19 protein-coding genes are annotated in these 23,863 nt (G+C 53.2%); 14 read left to right on the forward strand and 5 right to left on the reverse strand.

The features are described 5' to 3' along the window. The first annotated feature begins 38 nt into the window (after nucleotides 1–38). The gene (rcsC, locus tag AC3ITF_RS07445; protein ID WP_181491153.1) at nucleotides 39–2,885 is read left to right on the forward strand and encodes a two-component system sensor histidine kinase RcsC; all 2,847 of its coding nucleotides are present in this window, start codon (nucleotides 39–41) and stop codon (nucleotides 2,883–2,885) included. A gap of 114 nt (nucleotides 2,886–2,999) precedes the next feature. On the opposite strand, the gene rcsB is transcribed toward rcsC, so the two are convergent. Together rcsB and rcsD are read right to left on the reverse strand one after the other, a co-directional pair. Beyond that, on the reverse strand, nucleotides 3,000–3,650 hold the full coding sequence (rcsB, locus tag AC3ITF_RS07450) for a response regulator transcription factor RcsB (protein ID WP_045445418.1): 651 nt from the start codon (nucleotides 3,648–3,650) through the stop codon (nucleotides 3,000–3,002). Between the two features lie 16 nt (nucleotides 3,651–3,666). Beyond that, nucleotides 3,667–6,336: a phosphotransferase RcsD gene (gene rcsD / locus AC3ITF_RS07455; RefSeq protein WP_115257941.1), complete on the reverse strand. Its 2,670-nt coding sequence runs from the start codon at nucleotides 6,334–6,336 to the stop codon at nucleotides 3,667–3,669. A 740-nt stretch (nucleotides 6,337–7,076) separates the two neighbouring features. Here rcsD and AC3ITF_RS07460 point away from each other — a divergent pair. The 6 genes from AC3ITF_RS07460 (at nucleotide 7,077) to mgtE (ending at nucleotide 14,465) form a co-directional block, all read left to right on the forward strand. Further along, a complete protein-coding gene (locus AC3ITF_RS07460; RefSeq protein ID WP_115257942.1) occupies nucleotides 7,077–8,192 on the forward strand; it encodes a porin OmpC in 1,116 nt (371 codons plus the stop codon). Between the two features lie 116 nt (nucleotides 8,193–8,308). Further along, complete coding sequence (gene apbE / locus AC3ITF_RS07465; protein WP_489176274.1) at nucleotides 8,309–9,364, forward strand: FAD:protein FMN transferase ApbE; 1,056 nt, start codon at nucleotides 8,309–8,311, stop codon at nucleotides 9,362–9,364. Nucleotides 9,365–9,443: 79 nt separating this feature from the next. Further along, nucleotides 9,444–10,508, forward strand: coding sequence for a bifunctional DNA-binding transcriptional regulator/O6-methylguanine-DNA methyltransferase Ada (gene ada, locus AC3ITF_RS07470; RefSeq protein ID WP_489176275.1), 1,065 nt, complete (start codon nucleotides 9,444–9,446; stop codon nucleotides 10,506–10,508). After that, complete coding sequence (alkB, locus tag AC3ITF_RS07475) at nucleotides 10,508–11,158, forward strand: DNA oxidative demethylase AlkB (protein ID WP_096756423.1); 651 nt, start codon at nucleotides 10,508–10,510, stop codon at nucleotides 11,156–11,158. The genes ada and alkB overlap by 1 nt, the downstream gene beginning before the upstream one ends. 75 nt (nucleotides 11,159–11,233) lie before the next feature. Further along, the gene (locus AC3ITF_RS07480) at nucleotides 11,234–12,877 is read left to right on the forward strand and encodes a multidrug ABC transporter permease/ATP-binding protein (RefSeq protein WP_117343439.1); all 1,644 of its coding nucleotides are present in this window, start codon (nucleotides 11,234–11,236) and stop codon (nucleotides 12,875–12,877) included. A 151-nt stretch (nucleotides 12,878–13,028) separates the two neighbouring features. Then, complete coding sequence (gene mgtE / locus AC3ITF_RS07485) at nucleotides 13,029–14,465, forward strand: magnesium transporter (protein WP_115257946.1); 1,437 nt, start codon at nucleotides 13,029–13,031, stop codon at nucleotides 14,463–14,465. Here mgtE and AC3ITF_RS07490 read toward each other — a convergent pair. After that, a complete protein-coding gene (locus tag AC3ITF_RS07490) occupies nucleotides 14,428–15,675 on the reverse strand; it encodes a SulP family inorganic anion transporter (protein WP_489176276.1) in 1,248 nt (415 codons plus the stop codon). The genes mgtE and AC3ITF_RS07490 overlap by 38 nt on opposite strands. Nucleotides 15,676–15,954: 279 nt before the next feature. Between AC3ITF_RS07490 and mqo the strand changes: the two genes are divergently transcribed. Then, nucleotides 15,955–17,616, forward strand: a complete 1,662-nt coding sequence (gene mqo / locus AC3ITF_RS07495; RefSeq protein ID WP_135911709.1) for a malate dehydrogenase (quinone) — start codon at nucleotides 15,955–15,957, stop codon at nucleotides 17,614–17,616. Between the two features lie 100 nt (nucleotides 17,617–17,716). On the opposite strand, the gene eco is transcribed toward mqo, so the two are convergent. Together eco and AC3ITF_RS07505 are read right to left on the reverse strand one after the other, a co-directional pair. Next, nucleotides 17,717–18,214: a serine protease inhibitor ecotin gene (gene eco / locus AC3ITF_RS07500; protein WP_096759370.1), complete on the reverse strand. Its 498-nt coding sequence runs from the start codon at nucleotides 18,212–18,214 to the stop codon at nucleotides 17,717–17,719. Nucleotides 18,215–18,380: 166 nt separating this feature from the next. After that, nucleotides 18,381–18,524 carry a hypothetical protein gene (locus AC3ITF_RS07505; RefSeq protein ID WP_489176277.1) on the reverse strand — a complete coding sequence of 48 codons (144 nt, stop codon included), beginning with the start codon at nucleotides 18,522–18,524 and terminating at the stop codon, nucleotides 18,381–18,383. A 105-nt stretch (nucleotides 18,525–18,629) separates the two neighbouring features. Between AC3ITF_RS07505 and napF the strand changes: the two genes are divergently transcribed. From napF to napB, 6 genes are read left to right on the forward strand one after another with little or no spacing between them, the layout of a single operon-like run. Next, nucleotides 18,630–19,121, forward strand: a complete 492-nt coding sequence (napF, locus tag AC3ITF_RS07510) for a ferredoxin-type protein NapF (RefSeq protein ID WP_096756428.1) — start codon at nucleotides 18,630–18,632, stop codon at nucleotides 19,119–19,121. Beyond that, nucleotides 19,111–19,374: a chaperone NapD gene (gene napD / locus AC3ITF_RS07515; RefSeq protein ID WP_096756429.1), complete on the forward strand. Its 264-nt coding sequence runs from the start codon at nucleotides 19,111–19,113 to the stop codon at nucleotides 19,372–19,374. Before napF ends, napD begins: the two co-directional genes overlap by 11 nt. Next, complete coding sequence (gene napA, locus AC3ITF_RS07520; protein WP_096756430.1) at nucleotides 19,371–21,857, forward strand: nitrate reductase catalytic subunit NapA; 2,487 nt, start codon at nucleotides 19,371–19,373, stop codon at nucleotides 21,855–21,857. The genes napD and napA overlap by 4 nt, the downstream gene beginning before the upstream one ends. Nucleotides 21,858–21,863: 6 nt before the next feature. Beyond that, nucleotides 21,864–22,559 carry a ferredoxin-type protein NapG gene (gene napG / locus AC3ITF_RS07525; protein WP_115257949.1) on the forward strand — a complete coding sequence of 232 codons (696 nt, stop codon included), beginning with the start codon at nucleotides 21,864–21,866 and terminating at the stop codon, nucleotides 22,557–22,559. After that, nucleotides 22,546–23,409 carry a quinol dehydrogenase ferredoxin subunit NapH gene (gene napH, locus AC3ITF_RS07530; protein ID WP_115257950.1) on the forward strand — a complete coding sequence of 288 codons (864 nt, stop codon included), beginning with the start codon at nucleotides 22,546–22,548 and terminating at the stop codon, nucleotides 23,407–23,409. The genes napG and napH overlap by 14 nt, the downstream gene beginning before the upstream one ends. Then, nucleotides 23,406–23,855, forward strand: coding sequence for a nitrate reductase cytochrome c-type subunit (gene napB / locus AC3ITF_RS07535; RefSeq protein ID WP_096756433.1), 450 nt, complete (start codon nucleotides 23,406–23,408; stop codon nucleotides 23,853–23,855). Before napH ends, napB begins: the two co-directional genes overlap by 4 nt. Nucleotides 23,856–23,863: the final 8 nt, after the last annotated feature.

Consider the following 23,863-nt stretch of genomic DNA (forward strand, 5'->3'; position numbering starts at 1 on the left):
CCACACTTATTCATACCCTGAGGCGGAGCTTCGCCCCTTTGAAATACCTTGCTTCTGTTCATGCAACCCTAAAAGTCTCACGCTACCTGTTCAGAGCGCTGGCGCTGCTGGTCTGGCTTCTGATTGCTTTTGCGAGTGTGTTCTACATTGTGAATGCGCTGCATCAGCGAGAATCGGAGATCCGTCAGGAGTTTACGCTTAGCTCCGATCAGGCGCAGCGCTACATTCAGCGCACGTCTGATGTGATCAAAGAGCTGAAATATATTGCAGAGAACCGCTTAACAGCGGAAAACGGCGTGATGTCGCTGCGGGCGCGGGATGACAAAACCGTGGTGCCCAATTTTGAGCCGCTGTTTGCTGATTCCGACTGTGCGGTGATGGGCAACGCCTGGCGTGGTTCACTGGAATCGCTGGCGTGGTTTATGCGCTACTGGCGCGACAATTTCTCCGCCGCCTATGACTTAAATCGCGTGTTTCTGATCGGCAGCGATAACCTGTGTATGGCCAACTTTGGTCTGCGTGATATGCCCGTGGAACGCGATGAGGCGTTGAAAGCGTTGCATGAACGCATCGTTAAGTACCGCAATGCGCCGCAGGACGAAAACGGCAATAACCTGTTCTGGATAAGCCAGGGGCCGCGTCCGGGCGTGGGCTATTTTTATGCGCTGACGCCGGTGTATCTGGCTAATCGCCTGCAGGCGCTACTCGGCGTTGAGCAGCCGATTCGTATGGAAAACTTCTTCACGCCGGGCAATCTGCCGATGGGCGTGACTATCCTTGATGAAAATGGTCACGCGCTGATTTCGCTGGCTGGCCCTGAGGGGACGATCAAAGCTGAACCGCGTTGGATGCAGGAGCGTTCCTGGTTTGGTTATACGCCGGGTTTTCGCGAGCTGGTGCTGAAGAAAAATCTGCCGCCATCATCGCTCAGTATTGTGTATTCCGTCCCGGTCGATCTGGTGCTGGAACGTATTCGCATGTTGATCCTCAACGCTATTCTGTTGAATGTGCTGGTGGGCGCGGCGTTGTTTATGCTGGCACGTATGTATGAGCGACGTATTTTTATCCCTGCGGAAAGCGATGCCCAGCGTCTGGAAGAACATGAACAGTTTAACCGTAAAATTGTTGCCTCTGCGCCAGTCGGTATTTGTATTCTGCGCACTATCGACGGTATTAACATCCTGAGTAACGAGTTGGCGCATACCTATCTGAATATGTTGACCCACGAGGACAGGCAGCGGCTAACACAGATCATCTGCGGTCAGCAGGTTAATTTCGTTGATGTGCTCACCAGCAATAATACCAATCTGCAAATCAGCTTTGTGCATTCGCGCTATCGCAATGAAAACGTGGCGATTTGCGTACTGGTTGATGTTAGCGCACGTGTCAAAATGGAAGAGTCGCTGCAGGAGATGGCGCAGGCAGCGGAGCAGGCTAGCCAGTCTAAATCGATGTTCCTCGCCACGGTCAGCCATGAGCTGCGTACGCCGCTGTACGGCATTATCGGCAACCTGGATTTGCTGCAAACCAAAGAGTTGCCGAGTGGTGTCGATCGGTTGGTCACGGCGATGAACAACTCCTCCAGCCTGCTGCTGAAAATTATCAGCGATATTCTCGACTTCTCAAAAATTGAATCTGAACAGCTTAAGATTGAGCCGCGTGAGTTTTCACCGCGCGAGGTGATGAACCACATAACGGCCAACTACCTGCCGCTGGTGGTACGTAAGCAGCTGGGATTGTACTGTTTCATCGAACCGGATGTGCCGGTGGCGTTGAATGGCGATCCCATGCGCTTGCAGCAGGTGATCTCTAATCTGTTGAGCAATGCGATTAAGTTCACCGATACCGGCTGCATTGTGCTGCATGTGCAGCGTCATGGTGATTATCTCAGTATTCGCGTACGTGATACCGGCGTGGGCATTCCGGCCAAAGAAGTCGTGCGTCTGTTCGATCCGTTCTTTCAGGTCGGCACCGGGGTTCAGCGTAATTTCCAGGGGACCGGATTGGGGCTGGCGATTTGTGAAAAATTGATCAGCATGATGGATGGTGATATATCCGTCGATTCCGAACCCGGAATGGGCAGCCAGTTTACGGTGCGTATTCCACTGTATGGTGCGCAGTATCCGCTGAAGAAAAGTGTGGAAGGGCTGGCCAATACCCGCTGCTGGCTGGCGGTACGTAATGCTTCACTGTATCGCTTTATCGAAGCCAGTCTGACGCGTAACGGGATGACGGTGCTGCGCTATGAAGGTCAGCAACCCGACGCTGATGACGTGCTGATTGCCGATGATATTCAGGAACAGGCATGGCAGGGACGCGCCGCGGTGATTTTCTGTCGCCGACATATCGGCATTCCGCAGGAGAGAGCGCCGGGTGAGTGGGTGCACAGCGTGGCCTCACCGCACGAGCTGCCTGCGCTGCTGGCGCATATATATCGCGTTGAGCTGGAGGATGAAAATCTCTCCAGCGCGCTGCCTGCCCCGGATAAAATCGGCAGTACCCACGATGACATGATGATTCTGGTGGTTGACGATCATCCGATCAACCGCCGCTTGTTGGCCGATCAGTTGGGATCGTTGGGGTATCAGTGCAAAACCGCCAATGACGGTGTGGATGCGCTCAATGTGTTGAGCAAAAATCATATCGATATCGTGTTGAGCGACGTCAACATGCCGAATATGGACGGTTACCGCCTGACGCAACGCATTCGTCAGCTGGGGCTCACACTGCCGGTGGTTGGCGTAACGGCGAACGCACTGGCAGAAGAGAAGCAGCGTTGTCTGGAGTCAGGGATGGATAGTTGCTTATCCAAGCCGGTGACGTTGGATGTGCTGAAGCAGACGCTGACGGTGTATGCGGAAAGAGTGAGAAAAACGCGGGGATAAAAAATGCCGGATGGCGGCGTTTGCCTTATCCGGCCTACGGAACATACCTCAATGAGGTATCGTTCGTAGGCCGGATAAACGTAGCGCCATCAGGCATGTTGATGGTAAAAGGAATCAGTCTTTGTCGGACGGGCTTAGCGTCACGGACGAGAGATAATTAAGCAGGGCGATATCGTTTTCAACGCCCAGTTTCATCATCGCGGACTTTTTCTGGCTACTGATGGTTTTAATGCTGCGGTTGAGCTTTTTGGCGATTTCAGTGACCAGGAAACCTTCCGCGAACAGGCGCAGAACTTCGCTCTCTTTCGGCGAAAGACGTTTGTCACCATACCCGCTGGCACTGATTTTCTCCAGCAAACGAGAAACGCTTTCTGGGGTAAATTTCTTGCCTTTTTGCAGCGCCGCCAGTGCTTTTGGCAGATCCGTTGGCGCACCCTGTTTCAGCACGATCCCTTCAATGTCGAGATCCAGCACCGCGCTGAGGATCGCCGGGTTGTTGTTCATGGTCAGGACGATGATCGACAGGCTCGGGAAATGGCGTTTGATGTATTTAATTAACGTGATCCCGTCACCGTATTTATCTCCCGGCATAGAGAGATCGGTTATCAACACATGCGCGTCTAATTTCGGCAAATTGTTGATCAGTGCAGTGGAGTCTTCAAATTCGCCGACAACGTTCACCCATTCGATTTGCTCAAGTGATTTACGAATACCGAACAGTACAATCGGATGGTCATCGGCAATAATTACGTTCATAGTGTTCATGTATTGGGCTACCTTGCTACAGCAAGCTCTTGACGTAAGTGTCAATGTCGCTGATGTACTTTTCTATACCTGGAGCATCTTTTTCTTGAATAAGATGTTCCAGCGCTTCACATAACTGCTTGCCGGGTACCAGATTAAGCATGGCAAACACGCCTTTCAGGCGATGGGCGGTTTGGGCTAACGCAGCGAAATCGCTGGTTTCCGCCTCAGTATACAACCTCTTAACATCATCCGGTACTGTGTCTACAAAGAGTGCATAGTAACCACTGGCATGAAGTTCGGCGTTTTCATCTCCGCCGAGGGGGATTTCCTGGATCTCTTCCTGCGCCAGCTGCTCTTCTATTAGCTCGAGGACAGCTTCCTGCATAGCATTGCTCATATTAAAGTTGACGCGCAGCTGACCAGGGCCAATTTTGCGTACGCCAGACTCATCATCGCTTAAAAGCAAGCCCGAGGCAGTAAGATTAGACGGATTATCAGTTAAAAAGAGATCATATTCTTGACTACTCAACCGTTCATCGGGCGTGATGCAGGTGGCTCCCCAGTTTTCTAGCTGACGTAATACGATGCTACGTACCTCACTGGAGGTGACATCAACCATCACGCAGACGTCATCCAACAGGCGCTCTTCAATGTCAGCATGTTGGTCATGCAGCGGCATTTTAACATGGACGATATAACGCGTTCCAAGTTCTTCACGCGCTTTGATATTCAGGTGCCCGCCCAGTTTACGGGCCAGCTGATCGCATAGCCAAAACGTCAGCGGGTTGGCTTTGCCATAGCGATCGCCCTGCGTTTCATTGATGAACGGAAAATGTAGATTATCAATTTCATTCAACGTTACGCCTTCACCAGTATCCAGAATACGGAAGGTCAGGCGCTCTGCCTCTGATTCATCCTGGTCAACTTCGAGGGTAATTTTCCCAATTTGCGTGGTGGTTACCGCGTATTGAATCAACAGCAGCAGAATACGGCGCAGGGCGTCACGGTCGCCGCGGCGTTCATCGCTGGCGCTGAGGTTATTTTTAATCAGCAGCTGCAGGCCTTTGCGTTTAATGACCGGCAGAACGTCAGGCACCACTTCATCAATTAACGTTTGAACGGAGAACAGCGTGGACTCGCTTTTCCAGCTGTCGCTCTCGAGAATATTGGCCAACTGAATTTCATCAACCATTTGCACCAGCACATCGGCCTGATTTGCCAGTTTTTGGCTGTCAGGCGTATTGAGTGCGGCGGCATTAACGGCCAGTATTCTGGCCGGATCTTTCAGGGCACTGCCGATATTCTGCATAAATGCGGCGCGGGCCTGCTGATTTTTCTCATACAGGCGCTGGGCTTGTTTCAGTTTTTTATTCACCAGCACTTCTTTGTCCTGGTCGCGAATAATAAAGATCTGCGTACGCGGTGATATCTGGCTGCGGAACAGTCGGATTTCATACAGTTCATTATTAATGGTGGCCTGGATCACGCCCTGATGCTGCTCAGCCATGCTAGTTATGTTTTGCAAATTCAAATGCGGCAGCAGGTGGTCGGCAATTTTATTGCTGATGACCGTACGGTTAGCCTCCTGGTCGTGCACCAATAAGCCCAGCGGCAGCAGTGAAACAATCTCTTCGTTGATTGCTCGCAAAACGCGTAATTCATTATTGGCGGCAAGGTTTGGCGCTACGTCGGTCGAGCGGGCAGGGAGGTGGCGAAAGGTGGTATAGCCAAACAACGCCAGTGCCAGCAATGCGATGTTCAGCAACAGCGGCAGCAGGATATTTTGCAAGGTGTCGAGCAGCAATGAACCGAACGGGACCTGCCAGACCAGTCGCATATCCGTTGAGTTTAGCGCCGATGAAATCTCAATTTTGGCGTTATTGAAGCTGATACTGACGCTGTCAGGCGACTCTTTTTCATTACTGTGCTCGACCGTTGAGGTGGCATCAGGTTCCAGATGAAAACTGTCCAGCGGCATGCCTGGCGGGATCAGATCATTAATGGGCAGGTCAAACGCCACCACGGTGGCCAGATGTCCCGGCTGATTAAAGGTGGTACGCAGTGTGAAGTAATGGCCGTTTTGCCAGACCAGGCGGCGCAGCGAGGAGAAGCTTTCACGTTCATCCAGCGCATTGGCCTGCTGTAGCATTTCTGCACGGCGCGAATCGACGATATTACCAATCGTCGACTCTTTAAAGCCGGAGGTCAGATCTTTCAGTGGCAACGTCGAAATCAGGATCAGGCTGTTGTCCTGGCCATTGAGATAATACATTGACCATGGGACATTCTCGGCTCCCCACAGGGTATCCAGGTAGGTTGAGATACGCTGGGTCATCTCCAGCGTTGAGCTGTCATGCGAGCCAAAAATAAGCGCTTCGGTTTTTCTGCGTGGTTTCTCAAGATAGTAGATATCTTGTTTCAAACGGGTTTCTTGTAGTCCATCCGCTGTGGCGGATTGCGGGGTGGCGGCAATATTGTCATAAATTTGCCACGTGACGTACCGCCAGGTATCTACTCGTTTATGGATGGCATGCGTGATATCGACAATCTGATAGCTCTTATCTTTTAGCCAGGTATTGACCGCGCTCTGGACCATCACGCCCATCATCACTAACAGCACAACGATCAGTAATAAGAAGAAACGGGTAATACTTCCCGGAAGTAGGGAAAATCGGGTAGAAGCCGTTGTGTCTGACTGACTCATTCGTGTTTAAGACCTGTTAGAACGATGCTTAAGATGAAGGGGCAGTATAAAGGGTAATGGATGAATTGCCATACTCTCGCAGCACCGGACGCATGGCATGTGTTTACCGCACATCTTGCTTCGTCACGCCGTGGTCAATCTGTACAGCCCACCGTGTCAGGTACAAATAGAAATTTTGAACCTAAGAAATTAGCATTAAATAACAAGAAATTATTAGATAAGCTTAGGTGTGATTAATACACAAAGAAATAGTTAATAATTGTTATAGTTTTTGGTTGGTAGCACAGGACTGTCAGTTTTGTGTAAATTAGGGTAAAAAAAAACCGAACGCAGAGCATTCGGTTGAAATAGGGGTAAACAGACATTCAAGAATGAATGACGGTAATAAATAAAGTTAATGATGATAGCAGTGCTATTTTAGTTGCGAGTGAAGATTTTGTTTTGTCATTCAGTGCTATGAGTTTTTTGAATGCAATTAGTTGATTTATATCGTTATATGTATGTTTCTTGACTATTTGTGCTTATTTTGCTCATTTTTTGATTTTTAAAAAGTTCCCTGATATTAACATTTTGAAACATCTATGTAGATAAATGAAACACCTTTAAAGTTTTAGTATCATATTCGTGTTGGATTATTCTGTGTTTTTGCGGAGAATGAAGTTGCCGACTGGTTAATGAACGTAATCAGTATGCAGTGGCATAAAAAAAGCAATAAAGGCATATAACAGAGGGTTAATAACATGAAAGTCAAAGTACTGTCCCTCCTGGTCCCAGCTCTGCTGGTAGCAGGTACCGCGAATGCGGCTGAAATTTACAACAAAGACGGCAACAAATTAGACCTGTACGGTAAAGTCGACGGTCTGCACTATTTCTCCGATAACAAAGGTGATGATGGTGACAAGACTTACATGCGTATCGGCTTCAAAGGCGAAACTCAGGTTAACGACCAACTGACCGGTTACGGCCAGTGGGAATACCAGATTCAAGGTAACGCGGCTGAAAGTGAAAACAACTCCTGGACCCGTGTGGCGTTTGCGGGTCTGAAATTCGCTGATGCCGGTTCTTTCGACTACGGTCGTAACTACGGCGTGGTTTACGACGTAACGTCCTGGACCGACGTTCTGCCGGAATTCGGTGGTGACACCTACGGTTCTGACAACTTCATGCAGCAGCGTGGTAACGGCTTCGCGACCTACCGTAACACCGATTTCTTCGGCCTGGTTGATGGTCTGAACTTTGCCATTCAGTACCAGGGCAAAAACGGTAGCGTGAGCGGCGAAGACGAGAACGGCAGAACGTTCACTGGCGTGACCAACAACGGTCGTGATGCACTGCGTCAGAATGGCGACGGTGTTGGCGGATCGATCACGTATGATATCGGTGAAGGCTTCGCGCTGGGTACCGCAGTCACCAGCTCCAAACGTACTGACGAGCAGAACCGTTTGAACTTCGGTACTGGCGATCGTGCTGAAACCTACACCGGTGGTCTGAAATACGACGCGAACAACGTGTACCTGGCGGCACAGTACACCCAGACCTACAACGCAACGCGTGCGGGTGATTTAGGCTGGGCTAACAAAGCGCAGAACTTCGAAGCCGTTGCACAGTACCAGTTCGACTTCGGTCTGCGTCCGTCCGTGGCTTACCTGCAGTCCAAAGGTAAAGACCTGGGTCGTGGTTATGGCGACGAAGACATCCTGAAATATGTTGATGTTGGCGCGACTTACTACTTCAACAAAAACATGTCTACCTATGTTGATTACAAAATCAACCTGCTGGATGACAACAACTTCACCCGTGATGCGGGTATCTCTACCGATGATATCGTAGCGCTGGGTCTGGTTTACCAGTTCTAATCTGCGTTCATTGTTATTAAAAGGCCCTGCGGGGCCTTTTTTAATGCCGTTATTCCGGCGTACAGGCAACCCTTTTTGGTGTACTCTTGCGTCCGTTCGCATGAGGATAATCACGTATGGATATGAATTTTTGCCGCGCAGCCCTGTTGGCTGTGACGATCTTTTGTGTCGGCTGCGATAACGCACCAAAGCCGGTTCAGACCACACCGCCTGCGGCCACCGTACTGGAAGGCAAAACGATGGGCACCTTCTGGCGGGTTAGCGTGGTGAACGTTGATGCTAAACGCGCAGAAGAACTGCGGGTCAAGATCCAGATGCAGCTTGATGCTGACGATCAGCTGCTCTCTACCTATAAAAACGATTCTGCGCTGATGCGTTTTAACTTGTCGAAAAGCCTGTCGCCCTGGCCGGTCAACGATGCCATGGCGGATATCATCACTTCGGCGCTGCGTATTGGCGCGAAAACCGATGGCGCGATGGACATCACCGTCGGCCCGTTGGTTAACCTGTGGGGATTTGGTCCGGACAAGCAGCCGCTGCATATCCCCACGCAGGCACAAATTGATGCCGCAAAAGCACAAACCGGGCTGCAGCACCTGAGCGTAATCAATGACACGCGGCAGAACTATCTGCAGAAAGATCTAGCGGATCTGTATGTCGATCTCTCTACCGTTGGTGAAGGTTATGCTGCCGATCATCTGGCCCGACTGATGGAGCAGGAGGGGATCGCCCGTTATCTGGTGTCCGTTGGTGGGGCGCTGAACAGCCGGGGGATGAACGCCGAGGGACGTCCGTGGCGAGTAGCGATCCAGAAACCCACCGATCGGGAAAACGCGGTGCAGGCGGTTGTAGATATTAACGGTCATGGCATCAGCACGTCCGGGAGTTATCGCAATTATTACGAACTGGACGGAAAGCGTCTGTCGCATGTTATCGATCCGCAAACCGGTCGGCCAATTGAGCATAATCTGGTCTCGGTGACGGTGATTGCGCCTACGGCACTGGAAGCCGACGGCTGGGATACCGGCCTGATGGTGCTCGGCACGGATAAAGCCAAAGAGGTGGTGCGTCGTGAAGGGCTGGCGGTTTATATGATCTTCAAAGAAGGCGAGGGGTTTAAAACCTGGATGTCGCCGCAGTTCGAAAGCTTTCTGGTCAGCGATAAAAATTAAAAAGCAAGATTGCAGGTTTTTATGCCCTGCAATGCGGACACACTGAGGCTAAGCACTATGCTTAACAAAGGAGTCCATTATGAATAATCTTCAACGCGTAACCGATGAGGACCGTTGGCAGTCTGTGTTACAGCGTGATGCGGACGCTGACGGTCAGTTTGTTTTTGCCGTACAGACCACGGGTATCTTTTGTCGACCGTCATGTCGGGCTAAACATGCACTGCGTAAAAATGTCCGTTTCTTTGCCGATGCCGGGCAGGCGTTAGCGGCAGGGTTTCGTCCCTGCAAACGCTGTCAGCCGGATAAAGTCAACGCGCAGCAGCAGCGGCTGGAGAAGATTAGCCTGGCGTGCCAGCTGTTAGAGCAGGAGTCGCCGCTCACGCTGGAGGCTTTAGCCCAGCAAGTGGCGATGAGCCCGTTTCATCTACATCGTCTGTTTAAAGCTACGACGGGCATGACGCCGAAAGCGTGGCAGCAGTCCTGGCGCGTCAGGCGTTTGCGTGACGCGCTGGCGAAAGGCGCACCGGTGACCCAGGCGATTTTGAATGCCGGCTTCCCCGACAGCAGCAGCTATTACCGTAAAGCGGATGGAGCGCTGGGCATGACGGCAAAGCAGTTTCGTCAAGGCGGCGATAAGCTGGCGATTCGCTATACCGTGGCGGACTGCGCACTGGGCCGCTGCCTGGTAGCGGAAAGTGAACGCGGTATCTGCGCAATTTTACTCGGTGACGACGATGCTACGCTGGTATCTGAGCTGCATGAACTGTTTCCTGCAGCACGTGGTGTGCCTGCGGATCCCGATTTTCAACAGCGTGTGCGCGAAGTGATCGCGGTCATTAACTCACGCAATACCCCATTGTCGCTGCCGCTGGATATTCGGGGAACCGCGTTTCAGCAGCAGGTGTGGCAGGCGCTGCGTGACATTCCCTGTGGCGAAACGGTGAGCTACCAGCAGTTGGCGAATGCCGTGGGGAAACCGAAAGCGGTGCGCGCTGTGGCGAGTGCCTGCGGAGCAAATAAGCTGGCGATTGTGATCCCGTGTCATCGGGTGATCCGCGGCGATGGCGCGCTTTCGGGTTATCGCTGGGGCGTCGCCCGCAAGGCGCAACTGCTGCACCGTGAAACCACAGGTGAGGACAGATAATGCTCGATCTCTTTGCGCAGGCAAAACCCTGGCAGGAGCCGCTGGCGTCCGGTGCGGTCATTTTGCGCCGTTTTGCGTTTGATGCCGCGCCTTCTTTATTACAGGAAATGGCGGTTGTCGTCAGACAATCGCCGTTTCGCCAGATGGTGACCCCCGGCGGATATACGATGTCGGTGGCGATGACCAACTGTGGTCAATTGGGGTGGACGACCGATCAGCATGGCTACCTCTATTCTCCGGTCGATCCGTTGACCGGTAGCGCCTGGCCGCGTTTACCTGACGTTTTTGCCGAACTGTGTCAACAGGCGGCAACCGCTGCGGGCTATCCCGATTTTCGACCAGATGCCTGTTTGATCAACCGCTATACGCCAGGGGCAAAACTGTCGTTGCATCAGGATAAAGACGAACCCGACCTGCAAGCGCCCATTGTTTCTGTCTCGCTGGGCCTGCCGGCAATCTTTCAGTTCGGTGGTCTGAAGCGCAACGATCCGTTAAAGCGGCTACTTCTGGAACACGGTGATGTGGTGGTGTGGGGCGGGAAATCACGCTTGTTTTATCATGGTATACAGCCGCTTAAGACTGGCTACCATCCGTTGACAACGGACTGCCGTTACAATCTGACTTTTCGCCGGGCGAGTAAAGAAGAATAAAAATAAGAATTATTATTGCTGTCGGCGAAGAGATGTTTAAACTGCGGGCTGTTATTACTTGTCCGGGTTGAACACATGGAACTTTTACTTCTTGTCTGGCGGCAGTATCGCTGGCCATTTATCAGCGTCATGGCGCTCAGCCTTGCCAGTGCTGCGTTGGGGATTGGGCTGATTGCGTTTATCAACCAGCGCCTGATTGAAACGGTCGACACTACGCTTATGGTGCTGCCGGAGTTTCTCGGCCTGCTGCTGTTGCTGATGATCGTGACCCTTGGTTCACAGCTGGCGTTGACCACGCTGGGACACCACTTTGTCTACCGTCTGCGTAGCGAATTTATCAAACGTATTCTGGATACTCACGTCGAGCGCATCGAACAGCTCGGTAGCGCCGCGTTGCTGGCTGGCTTAACCAGCGATATCCGCAATATCACCATCGCCTTTGTCCGCCTGCCGGAGCTGGTGCAGGGGATTATATTGACCGTCGGGTCTGCGGCATATCTGGCGATGCTGTCGACCAAAATGTTGCTGGTGACGGCAATCTGGATGGCGATCACCATCTGGGGTGGATTTGTGCTGGTGGCGCGGGTGTACAAACACATGGCCACGTTGCGTGAAACCGAAGACAAGCTGTACAACGATTACCAGACGGTGCTGGAAGGGCGCAAAGAGCTGACCCTTAACCGTGAACGTGCTGAGCATATTTTTAATCAACTGTACGTCCCGGATGCCAAAGAGTACCGCCACCATATTATTCGTGCCGATACCTTCCACCTGAGCGCGGTCAACTGGTCGAACATTATGATGTTGGGTGCCATTGGCCTGGTGTTCTGGATGGCTAATAGCCTCGGCTGGGCGGATACCAACGTCGCGGCAACCTATTCGCTGACGCTGCTGTTCCTGCGTACGCCGCTGCTGTCTGCCGTTGGCGCGCTGCCCACGCTGCTCACCGCCCAGGTGGCGTTTAATAAACTGAATAAATTTGTACTGGCACCGTTCAAGGCTGAATTCCCTCGTCCTACTGCATTCCCAAACTGGAAAACGCTCGAGCTACGTAACGTAGTTTTCCACTATCAGGACAATGCTTTCTCCGTTGGGCCGGTCAATCTGACCATTCACCGTGGCGAGCTGATCTTCCTGATTGGCGGCAATGGCAGCGGGAAATCTACGCTGGCCATGTTACTGACTGGGTTATACCAGCCGCAGTCTGGCGAGATCCTGCTCGACGGTAAGGCGGTGGCGGTCGACAAACCTGAAGACTACCGCAAGCTGTTCTCCGCCGTGTTTACCGACGTCTGGCTGTTTGACAAACTGCTGGGGCCGGAAGGTCAATCGGCCAACCCGGCGCTGGTCGATAAGTGGCTGGAACATCTGCAGATGGCGCACAAGCTGGAGTTGAACGACGGGCGCATTCTGAATCTTAAGCTGTCGAAAGGGCAGAAAAAACGCGTGGCACTGCTGCTGGCGTTAGCCGAGGAACGCGACATTATTCTGCTGGATGAATGGGCTGCCGATCAGGACCCGCACTTCCGGCGCGAATTCTACCAGGTGCTGTTGCCGTTGATGCAAGAGATGGGCAAAACCATTTTTGCCATTAGTCACGATGATCACTACTTTATTCATGCCGATCGCTTGCTTGAGATGCGCAATGGCCAGCTGACTGAGCTGTTGGGCGACGATCGCGACGCTGCCTCGCGTGATGCCGTCGCACGTACTGCCTGAATCGGTGAGTTGTTACCCGATGGCACTACGCTTATCGGGCCTATAACTACGCGTGCCGCCGGTTTTTTATCCATCCGGCGGCTTCGTTTATTGTTATTTACATAATTCGGCATCATGATTAATGATATTTCATATCATGGATTTATGATTGATGTCTGTAATAAACAAAAATAGCGCCAGGCTACGTGATGAAGAACGTGCCCGCCTGATCTGGCTGCTGACCACTGATAAAGCCATTATTTCAACGCTGTTGGGCAAGCTTACCCTGGCTGAGCAATATGACGTCGGTACGCTTGCCGACGATATTGCTGAGGTAGGGGCGCTGGTGGAGCATTTGCCGCCACCCGATCTGGCCGATACCCTCGAAGCATTACCCTCCGAAGAGCGTCACGCGCTGTGGCGGCTGATCCAAAGCGACAAGCGTGGTTATGTGTTGCTGGAGGCGTCTGAAAACGTCTGGGACGATCTGATCGATGAAATGTCGGACCGGGAATTGCTCGACGCGCTGCAATACCTCGACATCGACGAGCAGATTTACGTGGTGCAGCATTTACCGCGTAACCTGACCGGTCGACTGCTGGCGACGTTACCGGCGGAAGAGCGGGCGCGCGTGCGCCAGGTGATGCACTACGAGAAGAATCGCGTGGGTGCGATCATGGAGTTCGAGGTCATTACCGTGCGCCCGGACGTGACGCTGAAGGTGGTACAACGCTACCTGCGACGGCTGGGTAAAATGCCGGAGAACACCGATAAACTCTTCGTCACCGACCGCAATAAAGTGCTGGTGGGCGAGCTGACGTTAACCCGTATTCTGCTCAATGACGTGCAACGCAAAGTCAGTGAGGTGATGGAAGACGATCCGCTCACCTTTGCTCCGGAAGATATCGCCGAGCACGCCGCGCGTACCTTTGAACGTGATAACCTGGTCAGTGCGGCGGTGGTGGACCCAACCGGCAAGCTGATGGGGCGTTTAACCATCGATGAGATCGTCGATGTGGTGTATGAAGAAACGGACACCGATCTGCGCCGGATGGGGGGCTTAAGCGCCGGAGAAGATGTCTTTGCCCCGGTTACCAAAGCGGTAAAAACCCGTTGGGCCTGGCTGGCTGTTAATCTCTGTACCGCATTTATCGCATCGCGCGTCATCGACGGTTTTGAACACACGATTTCACAGCTGGTGGCGCTGGCCTCGCTCATGCCCATCGTGGCGGGGATCGGCGGCAATACCGGTAATCAGACCATCACCATGATTGTCCGCGCGCTGGCGCTGCAAAACATTCAGCCAGGAAACCTTACGTTCCTGATCCTGCGAGAAATGGGCGTGGCGGTGATTAACGGGCTGGTCTGGGGCGGGATTATGGGCGGCATCACCTGGTGGTTGTACGATGACATGGCGCTCGGCGGCGTGATGACCCTGGCAATGATGCTTAATCTGTTAATGGCAGCGCTGATGGGGGTGATTATTCCAATGACCATGGTCAAGCTGGGGCGCGACCCGGCGATCGGCTCAAGCGTGATGATCACCGCTATTACCGACACCGGCGGGTTCTTTATTTTTCTCGGTCTGGCGACCCTGTTTTTGGTGTAGTCGGGCGTTTGCCTCTGACGATGCGTGGCAGGACCAGCATCGTCAATACCCCGCCAACCACGCCAATAGCCAGGTTGCCGGTCGACACCGTTGCAGCAACGGTAATCAGCATCACCAGCGTTTCGCTGACCGGCATTTTCACCAGTGTCGCTGGCTGAATGCTGTGCCAGCTGAACGTTTTCACCGCCACTATGACCATAATACCTGCCAGCACTGACATGGGGATTTTTGCCATCATGTCGCTTAACGCAGTGACCAACAGCAGCAAGACCAGCCCAGCGGCGAACGTGGAGACGCGGCTGCGTCCTTTACCCATCTCAACGTTAACAATCGTTTGACCAATCATCGCGCATCCGGCGATACCGCCATATAACCCGGCCAGAATATTGGCTATCCCCAGCCCCGTACTTTCACGATTTTTATTCGAGGGCGTGACCGTCAGATCGTCAACCAGTCGGGCGGTAAGCAGCGACTCCATCAAGCCGACAAAGGCAATACTCAGCGCGCAGGGCCAGATAATCGCCAACGTGTGCAGGTTGAGAGGCACCAACAGCTGCGTGAATCCGGGTAATCCACCGCTCAATGAGCCTTCGTCACCGACGGTAGGCAACAACTGCCCGCTGGTCACGGTGAAGACCGTCAGCAGCACGATGGCAATCAGCGGCGCGGGAATGCTTTTAATAAACCGCGGTACCCACAGCACGATAAGCAGCGTCAGAACAAACAGCCCCCAAATCAACGGGCTTTTACTCCAGAAGTGCGGAACCTGAGCAAAGAAGATCAAGATGCCTAGCGCGTTAACAAAGCCGGTCATCACGGCCCCAGGGATAAAACGCATCAGTCGTGCCATCCCCAATACACCAAACAGGATTTGGATAACCCCGGCCAGCAGCACCGCGGGCAGGATGTACTGTACGCCGTGCTGATGCACCATTGGGCCAATCACCAGCGCCACCGATCCGGCTGCGGCGGTAACCATGGCCGGACGTCCGCCTAAAAAGGACATCGCCAGACACAGGACAACCGAGGCTATCAGGCTGACTTTGGGGTCTACGCCAGCGATAACAGAAAAAGAGATCACTTCCGGGATCAGCGCCAGCGCCGTGACCACGCCGGCCAGCGTTTCGCACATCAGCAGGCGGGGTTGACGCAGCACAACGCCGACGGAATGTTCCGCCACGGCGGCAGGGGATGAATCAGTCGCAGACATAGTTACTCTCAGGTCAGAAATGGCCTGATAACAGCAGACCGGCAGGCATCCGTGCGGTGAATAGCAAAGCGCTGCATAGTACCCGCCTGACGGGTAGGTTTCCAGAAATGATTGTCAATAACCGTATAAAGAATCAACCTATTAATAACATTTTTAAAATTTAAACATAAATTATAAACAATATTTTATTATTTTTTACTTAAGTGTTACCGTTGGGCCGTTCGATTTTCACCTGCATGAAAAGCAAAAAGCGATACTAAAAAGTAAGGCATTAACATTATGAAAAAAGTGACAGCCATGCTCTTCACCATGGCCCTGGGGCTGAATGTTGTCTCGATGGCGGCAAAAGCGAAAGCTGTGGAAGAGCAGGAAACGGATGTACTGTTGATTGGCGGCGGCATCATGAGCGCCACATTGGGAACCTATTTACAGGAACTGGAACCACAATGGTCTATGACCATGGTCGAGCGACTGGATGGGGTGGCCGAGGAGAGTTCAAACGGCTGGAACAATGCCGGCACGGGCCACTCCGCGCTGATGGAACTGAACTACACGCCGAAAAAAGCCGACGGTACTGTCAGCATTGAAAAGGCCGTTGAAATTAACGAAGCCTTCCAGATTTCCCGCCAGTTTTGGGCCTATCAGGTCAATAACGACGTGATGCATGACCCTCGCTCATTTATCACTACCGTTCCCCACATGAGCTTTGTCTGGGGGGATGAGAACGTTAACTTCCTGCGCGCGCGTTATAAAGCCCTGCAGCAAAGTTCGCTGTTCCGTGGTATGCGCTACTCCGAAGATCACGCCCAGATCAAAGAGTGGGCACCGCTGGTGATGGAAGGACGCGATCCAAACCAGAAAGTGGCAGCAACGCGTACCGAGATTGGGACTGACGTCAACTACGGCGAAATTACGCGCCAGCTGATCGCTTCGTTACAGAAAAAGCCTAACTTTGCGCTGCAACTCAGTACTGAAGTACGGGGTTTTAAGCGTAACGCTGATAACAGCTGGACCGTCACGGTTGCCGATCTGAAAAACAACGCGGCGGAACGCGACATCAAGGCGAAGTTTGTCTTTATTGGCGCCGGTGGCGCTGCGCTGAAACTGTTGCAGGAAACCGACATCCCGGAAGCGAAAGGCTACGGCGGATTCCCGGTTGGCGGACAGTTCCTGGTGGCGGAAAACCCGGATGTGGTGAATCGCCACCTGGCGAAAGTATACGGTCAGGCTTCTGTCGGTGCACCGCCGATGTCCGTACCGCACATTGACACCCGTATTCTGGATGGCAAACGCGTGGTGCTGTTTGGACCGTTTGCGACCTTCTCCACCAAGTTCCTGAAAAACGGTTCATTGTGGGATCTGCTGAGTTCTACCACCACTTCAAACGTTATGCCGATGATGAATGTGGGTCTGGATAATTTCGATCTGGTGAAATATCTGGTCAGCCAGGTCATGCTCAGCGACGACGACCGTTTTGCTGCGCTGCAGGAATACTACCCGCAGGCGAAGAAAGAAGACTGGCGTTTGTGGCAGGCGGGCCAGCGCGTGCAGATCATCAAAAGTGATGAAGACAAGGGCGGCGTTCTGCGTCTGGGGACCGAAGTGGTGAGCGACAAAGACGGCACGATTGCCGCACTGTTGGGTGCATCACCGGGCGCGTCAACGGCGGCACCGATCATGCTGCATCTGATGGAAAAAGTGTTTAAAGATAAAGTCGCCAGCCCGCAATGGCAGGCGAAGCTGAAAACGATTATTCCGTCTTACGGCACCAAGCTGAACGGTAACGTCGAGGCCACGGAACAAGAGCTGCAGTACACCAGTGGCGTTTTGGGTCTGAAATACGATAAACCGCAGGTGGCTGATGAAACGCCTCAACCGCAGTTAAAACCTCAGGCTCAACCGCAGCCAGAGCAGAAAGCGGTTGCGGATATCGCACTGTAATCGCATGGTTGCATGCCGGATGGCGCTGCGCTTATCCGGCCTACAACACGCTATACGTAGGCCGGATAAGGCGGTACGCCGCCATCCGGCACATTCTCATTTATCGCGCGACTGCGTCCTGAATCTTCTCTTCTGCTTTCCAGATACGGTATTTTACTTCTACGTTTTCCGGGGTGTAGACCACAATCGGTAATTTGCTGTTGTAACGCAACATACCGTCGTCACCTAAATGAGCGGTAATAAACTTCTTCTCTTTCTTGCCGTCCGGGCAGGCCATCATGGTTGACACCGGAGAGGTAACTTTGTCGAATACGTAGTAGTCGTAACCCCAACCTTCCAGCGTTTTGCTGTCCAGTTCTCCGCCCAGGCGATGCTGGTTGCAGTCAACGTCCAGCGTTTGGCCGATCAGCAGTTCTACCTTTAGAGTAGATTCATCTTTCTCAGGAGTAAGCTGGATAACCTGGCGTTTCATCCCTTTGTCTGCTTTTGGATACGGGGCGACTTTTTCCAGCGGCTGAGCGGGAGTATCACTGGTTGCTGCCCATGCAGAGGTGCTGGCAAACGTGGCTAGCAGGATGGCAGGGACGATGGTCTTCATCTTATTGTTCACAGTGTTTCCTTTCTTCTGTCTTCTGAACGTGTTTTTCGCAGATTAGCATATTCACATGCGCTATTAATCTAAATTTACTTATATTTAAGGTGTATTAATTGAATGTTTAATTATTAAGTAGAGATATGTGCTAAGAATTATCCTATTTTTAAGATTATTCTCTTGTTTGTGCATTCGCTATATAATTGTTTATATAACTCATTGAAATGTGAGTAAAAGCGCGTTTTTTTATACCAACCCTACACTCTTTTGATCCGGCAACAGCATTTACCCCGATTGGGGTATGCACCTCTAACACATCCTGAAATATCTTACTGTTAAAAATAACTACTCATAAATAGTGCGGTTACTTATTGTCGTTCAACCCGCTCAGGGAGAGCGTCATTTATGGAAGGACAATGTCATGGTTGATTTATCCCGTCGAGGCATGTTGACAGGTAGCTGGCGTAACGCCAGTACGGGGATCCGTCCGCCGTGGAGCATGGAAGAATCTCACTTTCTGGCGCATTGCCTGCGTTGTGACGCCTGCGTCCAGGCGTGTGAAACCGGCATCCTGCAGCGAGGCCAGGGCGGTTTTCCGAGCGTAAATTTCAAACACGGCGAGTGCAGCTTTTGTTACGCCTGCGCAGAGGCCTGTCCCGAATCACTCTTTCTTCCGCGCCACACCAGGGCCTGGGATCTGAATGTTACGATCGGTGAAAACTGTCTCGCCAATCAATCTGTAGAGTGCCATCGCTGTCAGGATAGCTGTGAACCCATGGCCATTACCTTTCGCCCCACGCTGTCCGGTATATATCAGCCACAGCTCGACAATCAAGCCTGTAGCGGATGTGGTGCGTGTGTCGCGACCTGTCCGGTATCAGCCATTAATGCGGAGTACCACCATGGACACTAACTGGCAGGTTTGCAGCCTGGTCGTTCAGGCCAAAAGTCAGCACATCAACGATATCGCTACGCAGTTACGTACATTTCCAGGTTGTGAAGTTGCACTCAGCGATGTGGAAAGCGGCCAACTGATTGTGGTGGTAGAAGCAGAACACAGTGAAACACTAATGAAAACAATTGAGTCAGTGCGCAACGTTGCGGGCGTACTGGCGGTGTCGCTGGTTTATCACCAGCAGGATGAGCAAGGTGAGGAAACACCATGAAACTCAGTCGTCGTAGCTTTATGAAAGCTAACGCCGTTGCGGCCGCTGCGGCGGCTGCCGGGTTAAGCGTGCCGGGCGTTGCCCGCGCGGTAGTCGGTCAGCAAGAAGCGATCAAATGGGACAAAGCCCCGTGCCGTTTTTGCGGTACTGGCTGTGGCGTATTGGTTGGCACCCAGCAAGGCCGTGTTGTGGCATGCCAGGGTGACCCGGAAGCGCCGGTTAACCGTGGACTTAACTGTATTAAAGGGTATTTCCTACCCAAAATCATGTACGGAAAAGACCGTTTAACGCAGCCAATGCTGCGCATGAAGGACGGGAAATATCACAAAGAAGGCGAGTTCACCCCGATTAGCTGGGATCAGGCCTTTGATGTGATGGAAGAAAAATTCAAAACGTCGCTGAAAGAGAAAGGACCTGATGCCATCGGCATGTTTGGTTCCGGTCAGTGGACCATCTGGGAAGGCTACGCCGCCGCGAAGCTGTTCAAAGCCGGTTTCCGTACCAACAATATCGACCCGAACGCGCGTCACTGCATGGCGTCGGCGGTGGTTGGCTTTATGCGTACCTTTGGTATGGATGAGCCGATGGGCTGCTATGACGATATCGAACATGCGGATGCGTTCGTGCTGTGGGGCGCGAACATGGCGGAGATGCACCCAATTCTGTGGTCGCGCATCACTAACCGTCGTCTGTCCGATCCCAACGTCAACGTTGCGGTTCTCTCTACCTATCAGCATCGTAGCTTTGAGCTGGCAGATAACGGCATGGTCTTCACGCCGCAAAGCGACCTGGTGATCCTCAACTATATCGCCAACTATATCATTCAAAACAATGCGATAAACCAGGATTTCTTCAGCAAACACGTTAACCTGCGCAAAGGTGCGACGGATATTGGCTACGGCTTACGCCCAACGCATCCGCTGGAAAAAGCCGCGAAAAACCCTGGTTCCGATGCGTCTGAGCCGATCAGCTTCGAAGAGTACAAGGCGTTTGTTGCGGACTATACGCTGGATAAAACCGCAGAAATGACCGGCGTGCCGAAAGATCAGCTGGAACAGCTGGCGCAACTGTATGCCGATCCGAAGAAGAAAGTTATCTCCTACTGGACGATGGGCTTTAACCAGCATACTCGCGGCGTATGGGCCAATAACCTGGTCTATAACCTGCACCTGCTAACCGGCAAAATCTCTCAGCCTGGCTGCGGACCGTTCTCGCTGACCGGTCAGCCTTCCGCCTGTGGTACCGCCCGTGAAGTGGGGACGTTCTCTCACCGTCTGCCTGCAGACATGGTGGTGACTAACGAGAAGCACCGCGATATCTGTGAAAAACACTGGAATCTTCCGACCGGCACCATCCCGGCGAAAGTCGGTCTGCACGCCGTGGCGCAGGACCGTGCGCTGAAAGACGGCAAGCTGAATGTCTACTGGGTGATGTGTAACAACAACATGCAGGCCGGGCCAAACATCAACGAAGAGCGTATGCCGGGTTGGCGCGATCCGCGCAACTTTATCATCGTGTCCGATCCGTATCCGACTGTCAGCGCTCTGGCTGCCGACCTGATCCTGCCGACCGCAATGTGGGTAGAAAAAGAAGGGGCCTACGGTAACGCCGAGCGTCGTACTCAGTTCTGGCGTCAGCAAATTAAAGCGCCGGGTGAAGCGAAGTCTGACCTGTGGCAAATGGTGCAGTTTGCCCGTCGTTTCAAAACCGAAGAGGTCTGGCCGGAGGAACTGCTGGCACAGAAACCGGAGCTGCGCGGTAAAACGCTGTACGACGTCCTGTTCGCCACGCCTGCGGTGACGAAATTCCCGCTGACGGAACTGGCTGACGATCAGCTGAACGATGAATCCCGCGAACTGGGCTTCTATCTGCAAAAAGGGCTGTTCGAAGAGTACGCCTGGTTTGGTCGCGGTCATGGTCACGATCTGGCGCCATTTGACGATTACCACAAAGCGCGCGGTTTACGCTGGCCGGTGGTCGACGGTAAAGAGACCCAGTGGCGCTACAGCGAAGGTAACGACCCTTACGTGAAGGTGGGCGAAAGCTACAAGTTCTACGGCAAGCCGGATGGCAAAGCGGTCATCTTCGCGCTGCCGTTTGAACCCGCCGCAGAAGCACCGGATAAAGAGTATGACCTGTGGCTCTCCACCGGTCGCGTGCTGGAGCACTGGCACACCGGTAGCATGACGCGCCGCGTACCTGAACTGCACCGCGCCTTCCCGGAAGCCGTCCTGTTTATTCATCCGCTGGATGCGAAAGCCCGCGATCTGCGTCGTGGCGACAAGGTGAAAGTGGTTTCCCGTCGTGGCGAAGTGATTTCGATTGTTGAAACCCGCGGTCGTAACCGTCCACCGCAGGGGCTGGTGTACATGCCGTTCTTCGACGCCGCACAGCTGGTGAACAACCTGACGCTGGATGCGACGGATCCGCTCTCTAAAGAGACGGATTTCAAGAAGTGCGCCGTGAAGCTGGCGAAGGTGTAACGCGTTATGTCCCGGTCAGCAAAACCCCAAAATGGCCGCCGCCGCTTTCTGCGCGATATGGTTCGCGCAGCGGGCGGGCTGGCCGCCGTTGGCGTGGTGCTGGGGTTGCAACAGCAAACTGCACGTGCAACCGGCGTGCGGTTGCGCCCGCCAGGGGCATTGGCTGAAGACGCCTTTGCCAGCGCCTGCGTGCGCTGTGGACAGTGCGTTCAGGCTTGCCCGTACGACACGCTGAAACTGGCGACGCTGGCCTCCGGGCTGGCGGCGGGGACGCCGTATTTTGTTGCGCGCGACATTCCCTGCGAAATGTGTGAAGACATCCCGTGCGCCAAAGTCTGCCCAAGCGGCGCGTTGGACAGGGAGATCGAATCCATTGACGATTCACGCATGGGACTGGCGGTACTGCTGGATCACGAGAACTGTCTCAACTATCAAGGGCTGCGCTGCGATGTCTGTTATCGCGAATGTCCAAAGATAGACGAGGCCATCACCCTGGAACTGGATCGCAATATGCGCACCGGTAAGCACGCGCGGTTTATTCCGACCGTACACAGCGATGCCTGCACCGGATGCGGTAAATGTGAAAAGGTCTGCGTGCTGGAACAGCCGGCAATAAAAGTGCTGCCGCTGTCGCTGGCGAAAGGGGAGTTGGGACACCATTACCGCTTCGGTTGGCTGGAGGGGAACAATGGCAAATCGTAAACGTGATGCCGGGCGTGAAGCGCGGGAGAAAAAAGGCTGGTGGCGCAGCCACCGTTGGCTGGTGCTGCGTCGTCTGACGCAGTTTTTGGTGCTGGCAATGTTTCTCAGCGGCCCGTGGTTAGGGGTGTGGATCCTGCATGGCAATTACAGCAGCAGCCTGTTGCTGGATACCATCCCATTCACCGATCCGCTGATTACGCTGCAAAGCCTCGCCAGTGGACATCTGCCTGCGACCGTAGCGTTAATCGGTGCTGCACTTATTACGGGGCTGTATGCCCTGGCCGGTAAGCGGTTGTTTTGCAGCTGGGTCTGCCCAATGAACCCGGTCACTGATTTGGCAAGTGTGTTACGCAGAAGGTTTGACCTGAATCAGTCTGCGACTATTCCGCGCCATATACGGTACGTCCTGCTGGTCGTTATCCTGGTGGGATCCGCGCTGACCGGTACGCTGCTGTGGGAATGGATAAACCCGGTCTCTTTGCTGGGACGTAGCCTGGTAATGGGATTCGGTAGCGGTATCCTGCTGATTATTGCACTGTTTTTATTTGATTTACTGGTTGTTGAGCATGGCTGGTGCGGGCACCTTTGCCCATTAGGCGCGCTGTATAGCGTGCTGGGAAGCAAAGGGGTGTTAACCGTGTCAGCAAAAGAACGCGAGAGATGTAACCGCTGTATGGATTGTTTTCATGTTTGCCCGGAACCGCATGTGCTACGTGCCCCGGTGCTGGATGAGCAAAGTCCGGTGCAGGTAACCAGTCGCGATTGCATGGGTTGCGGTCGCTGTGTGGATGTCTGTTCTGAGGATGTTTTTACAATAACAACACGATGGAGTTCGGGAGCGAAATCATGAAAAGCCATGACCTGATTAAAGCGCTGAGTCAAATGGCGGCCGCGTTGGCCCTGGTAGTGAGTGGGGCCGTTTGGGCTGCAAACGGAGTGGATCTGAGCCAGTCACCGGAAGTCTCGGGGACCCAGGAAGGGGCGATTCGCATGCCGAAAGAGCAGGAGCGTATGCCGCTGAACTATGTTAACCAGCCGCCGATGGTCCCGCACAGCGTTGACGGTTACCAGGTAACGACCAACACCAACCGCTGCCTGCAATGCCACGGCGTCGAAAGCTATCGCACCACCGGCGCGCCGCGCATTAGCCCGACGCACTTTATGGATAGCGATGGCAAAGTACTGGCGGAAGTCGCGCCGCGTCGCTATTTCTGTCTGCAGTGCCATGTCCCGCAGGCGGATGCTGCACCGATTGTCGAAAATACCTTCACCCCCTCGAAAGGTTACGGGAAATAAGAGGTCAT

It is taken from the genome of Citrobacter sp. KH_055_1 (assembly GCF_057838705.1).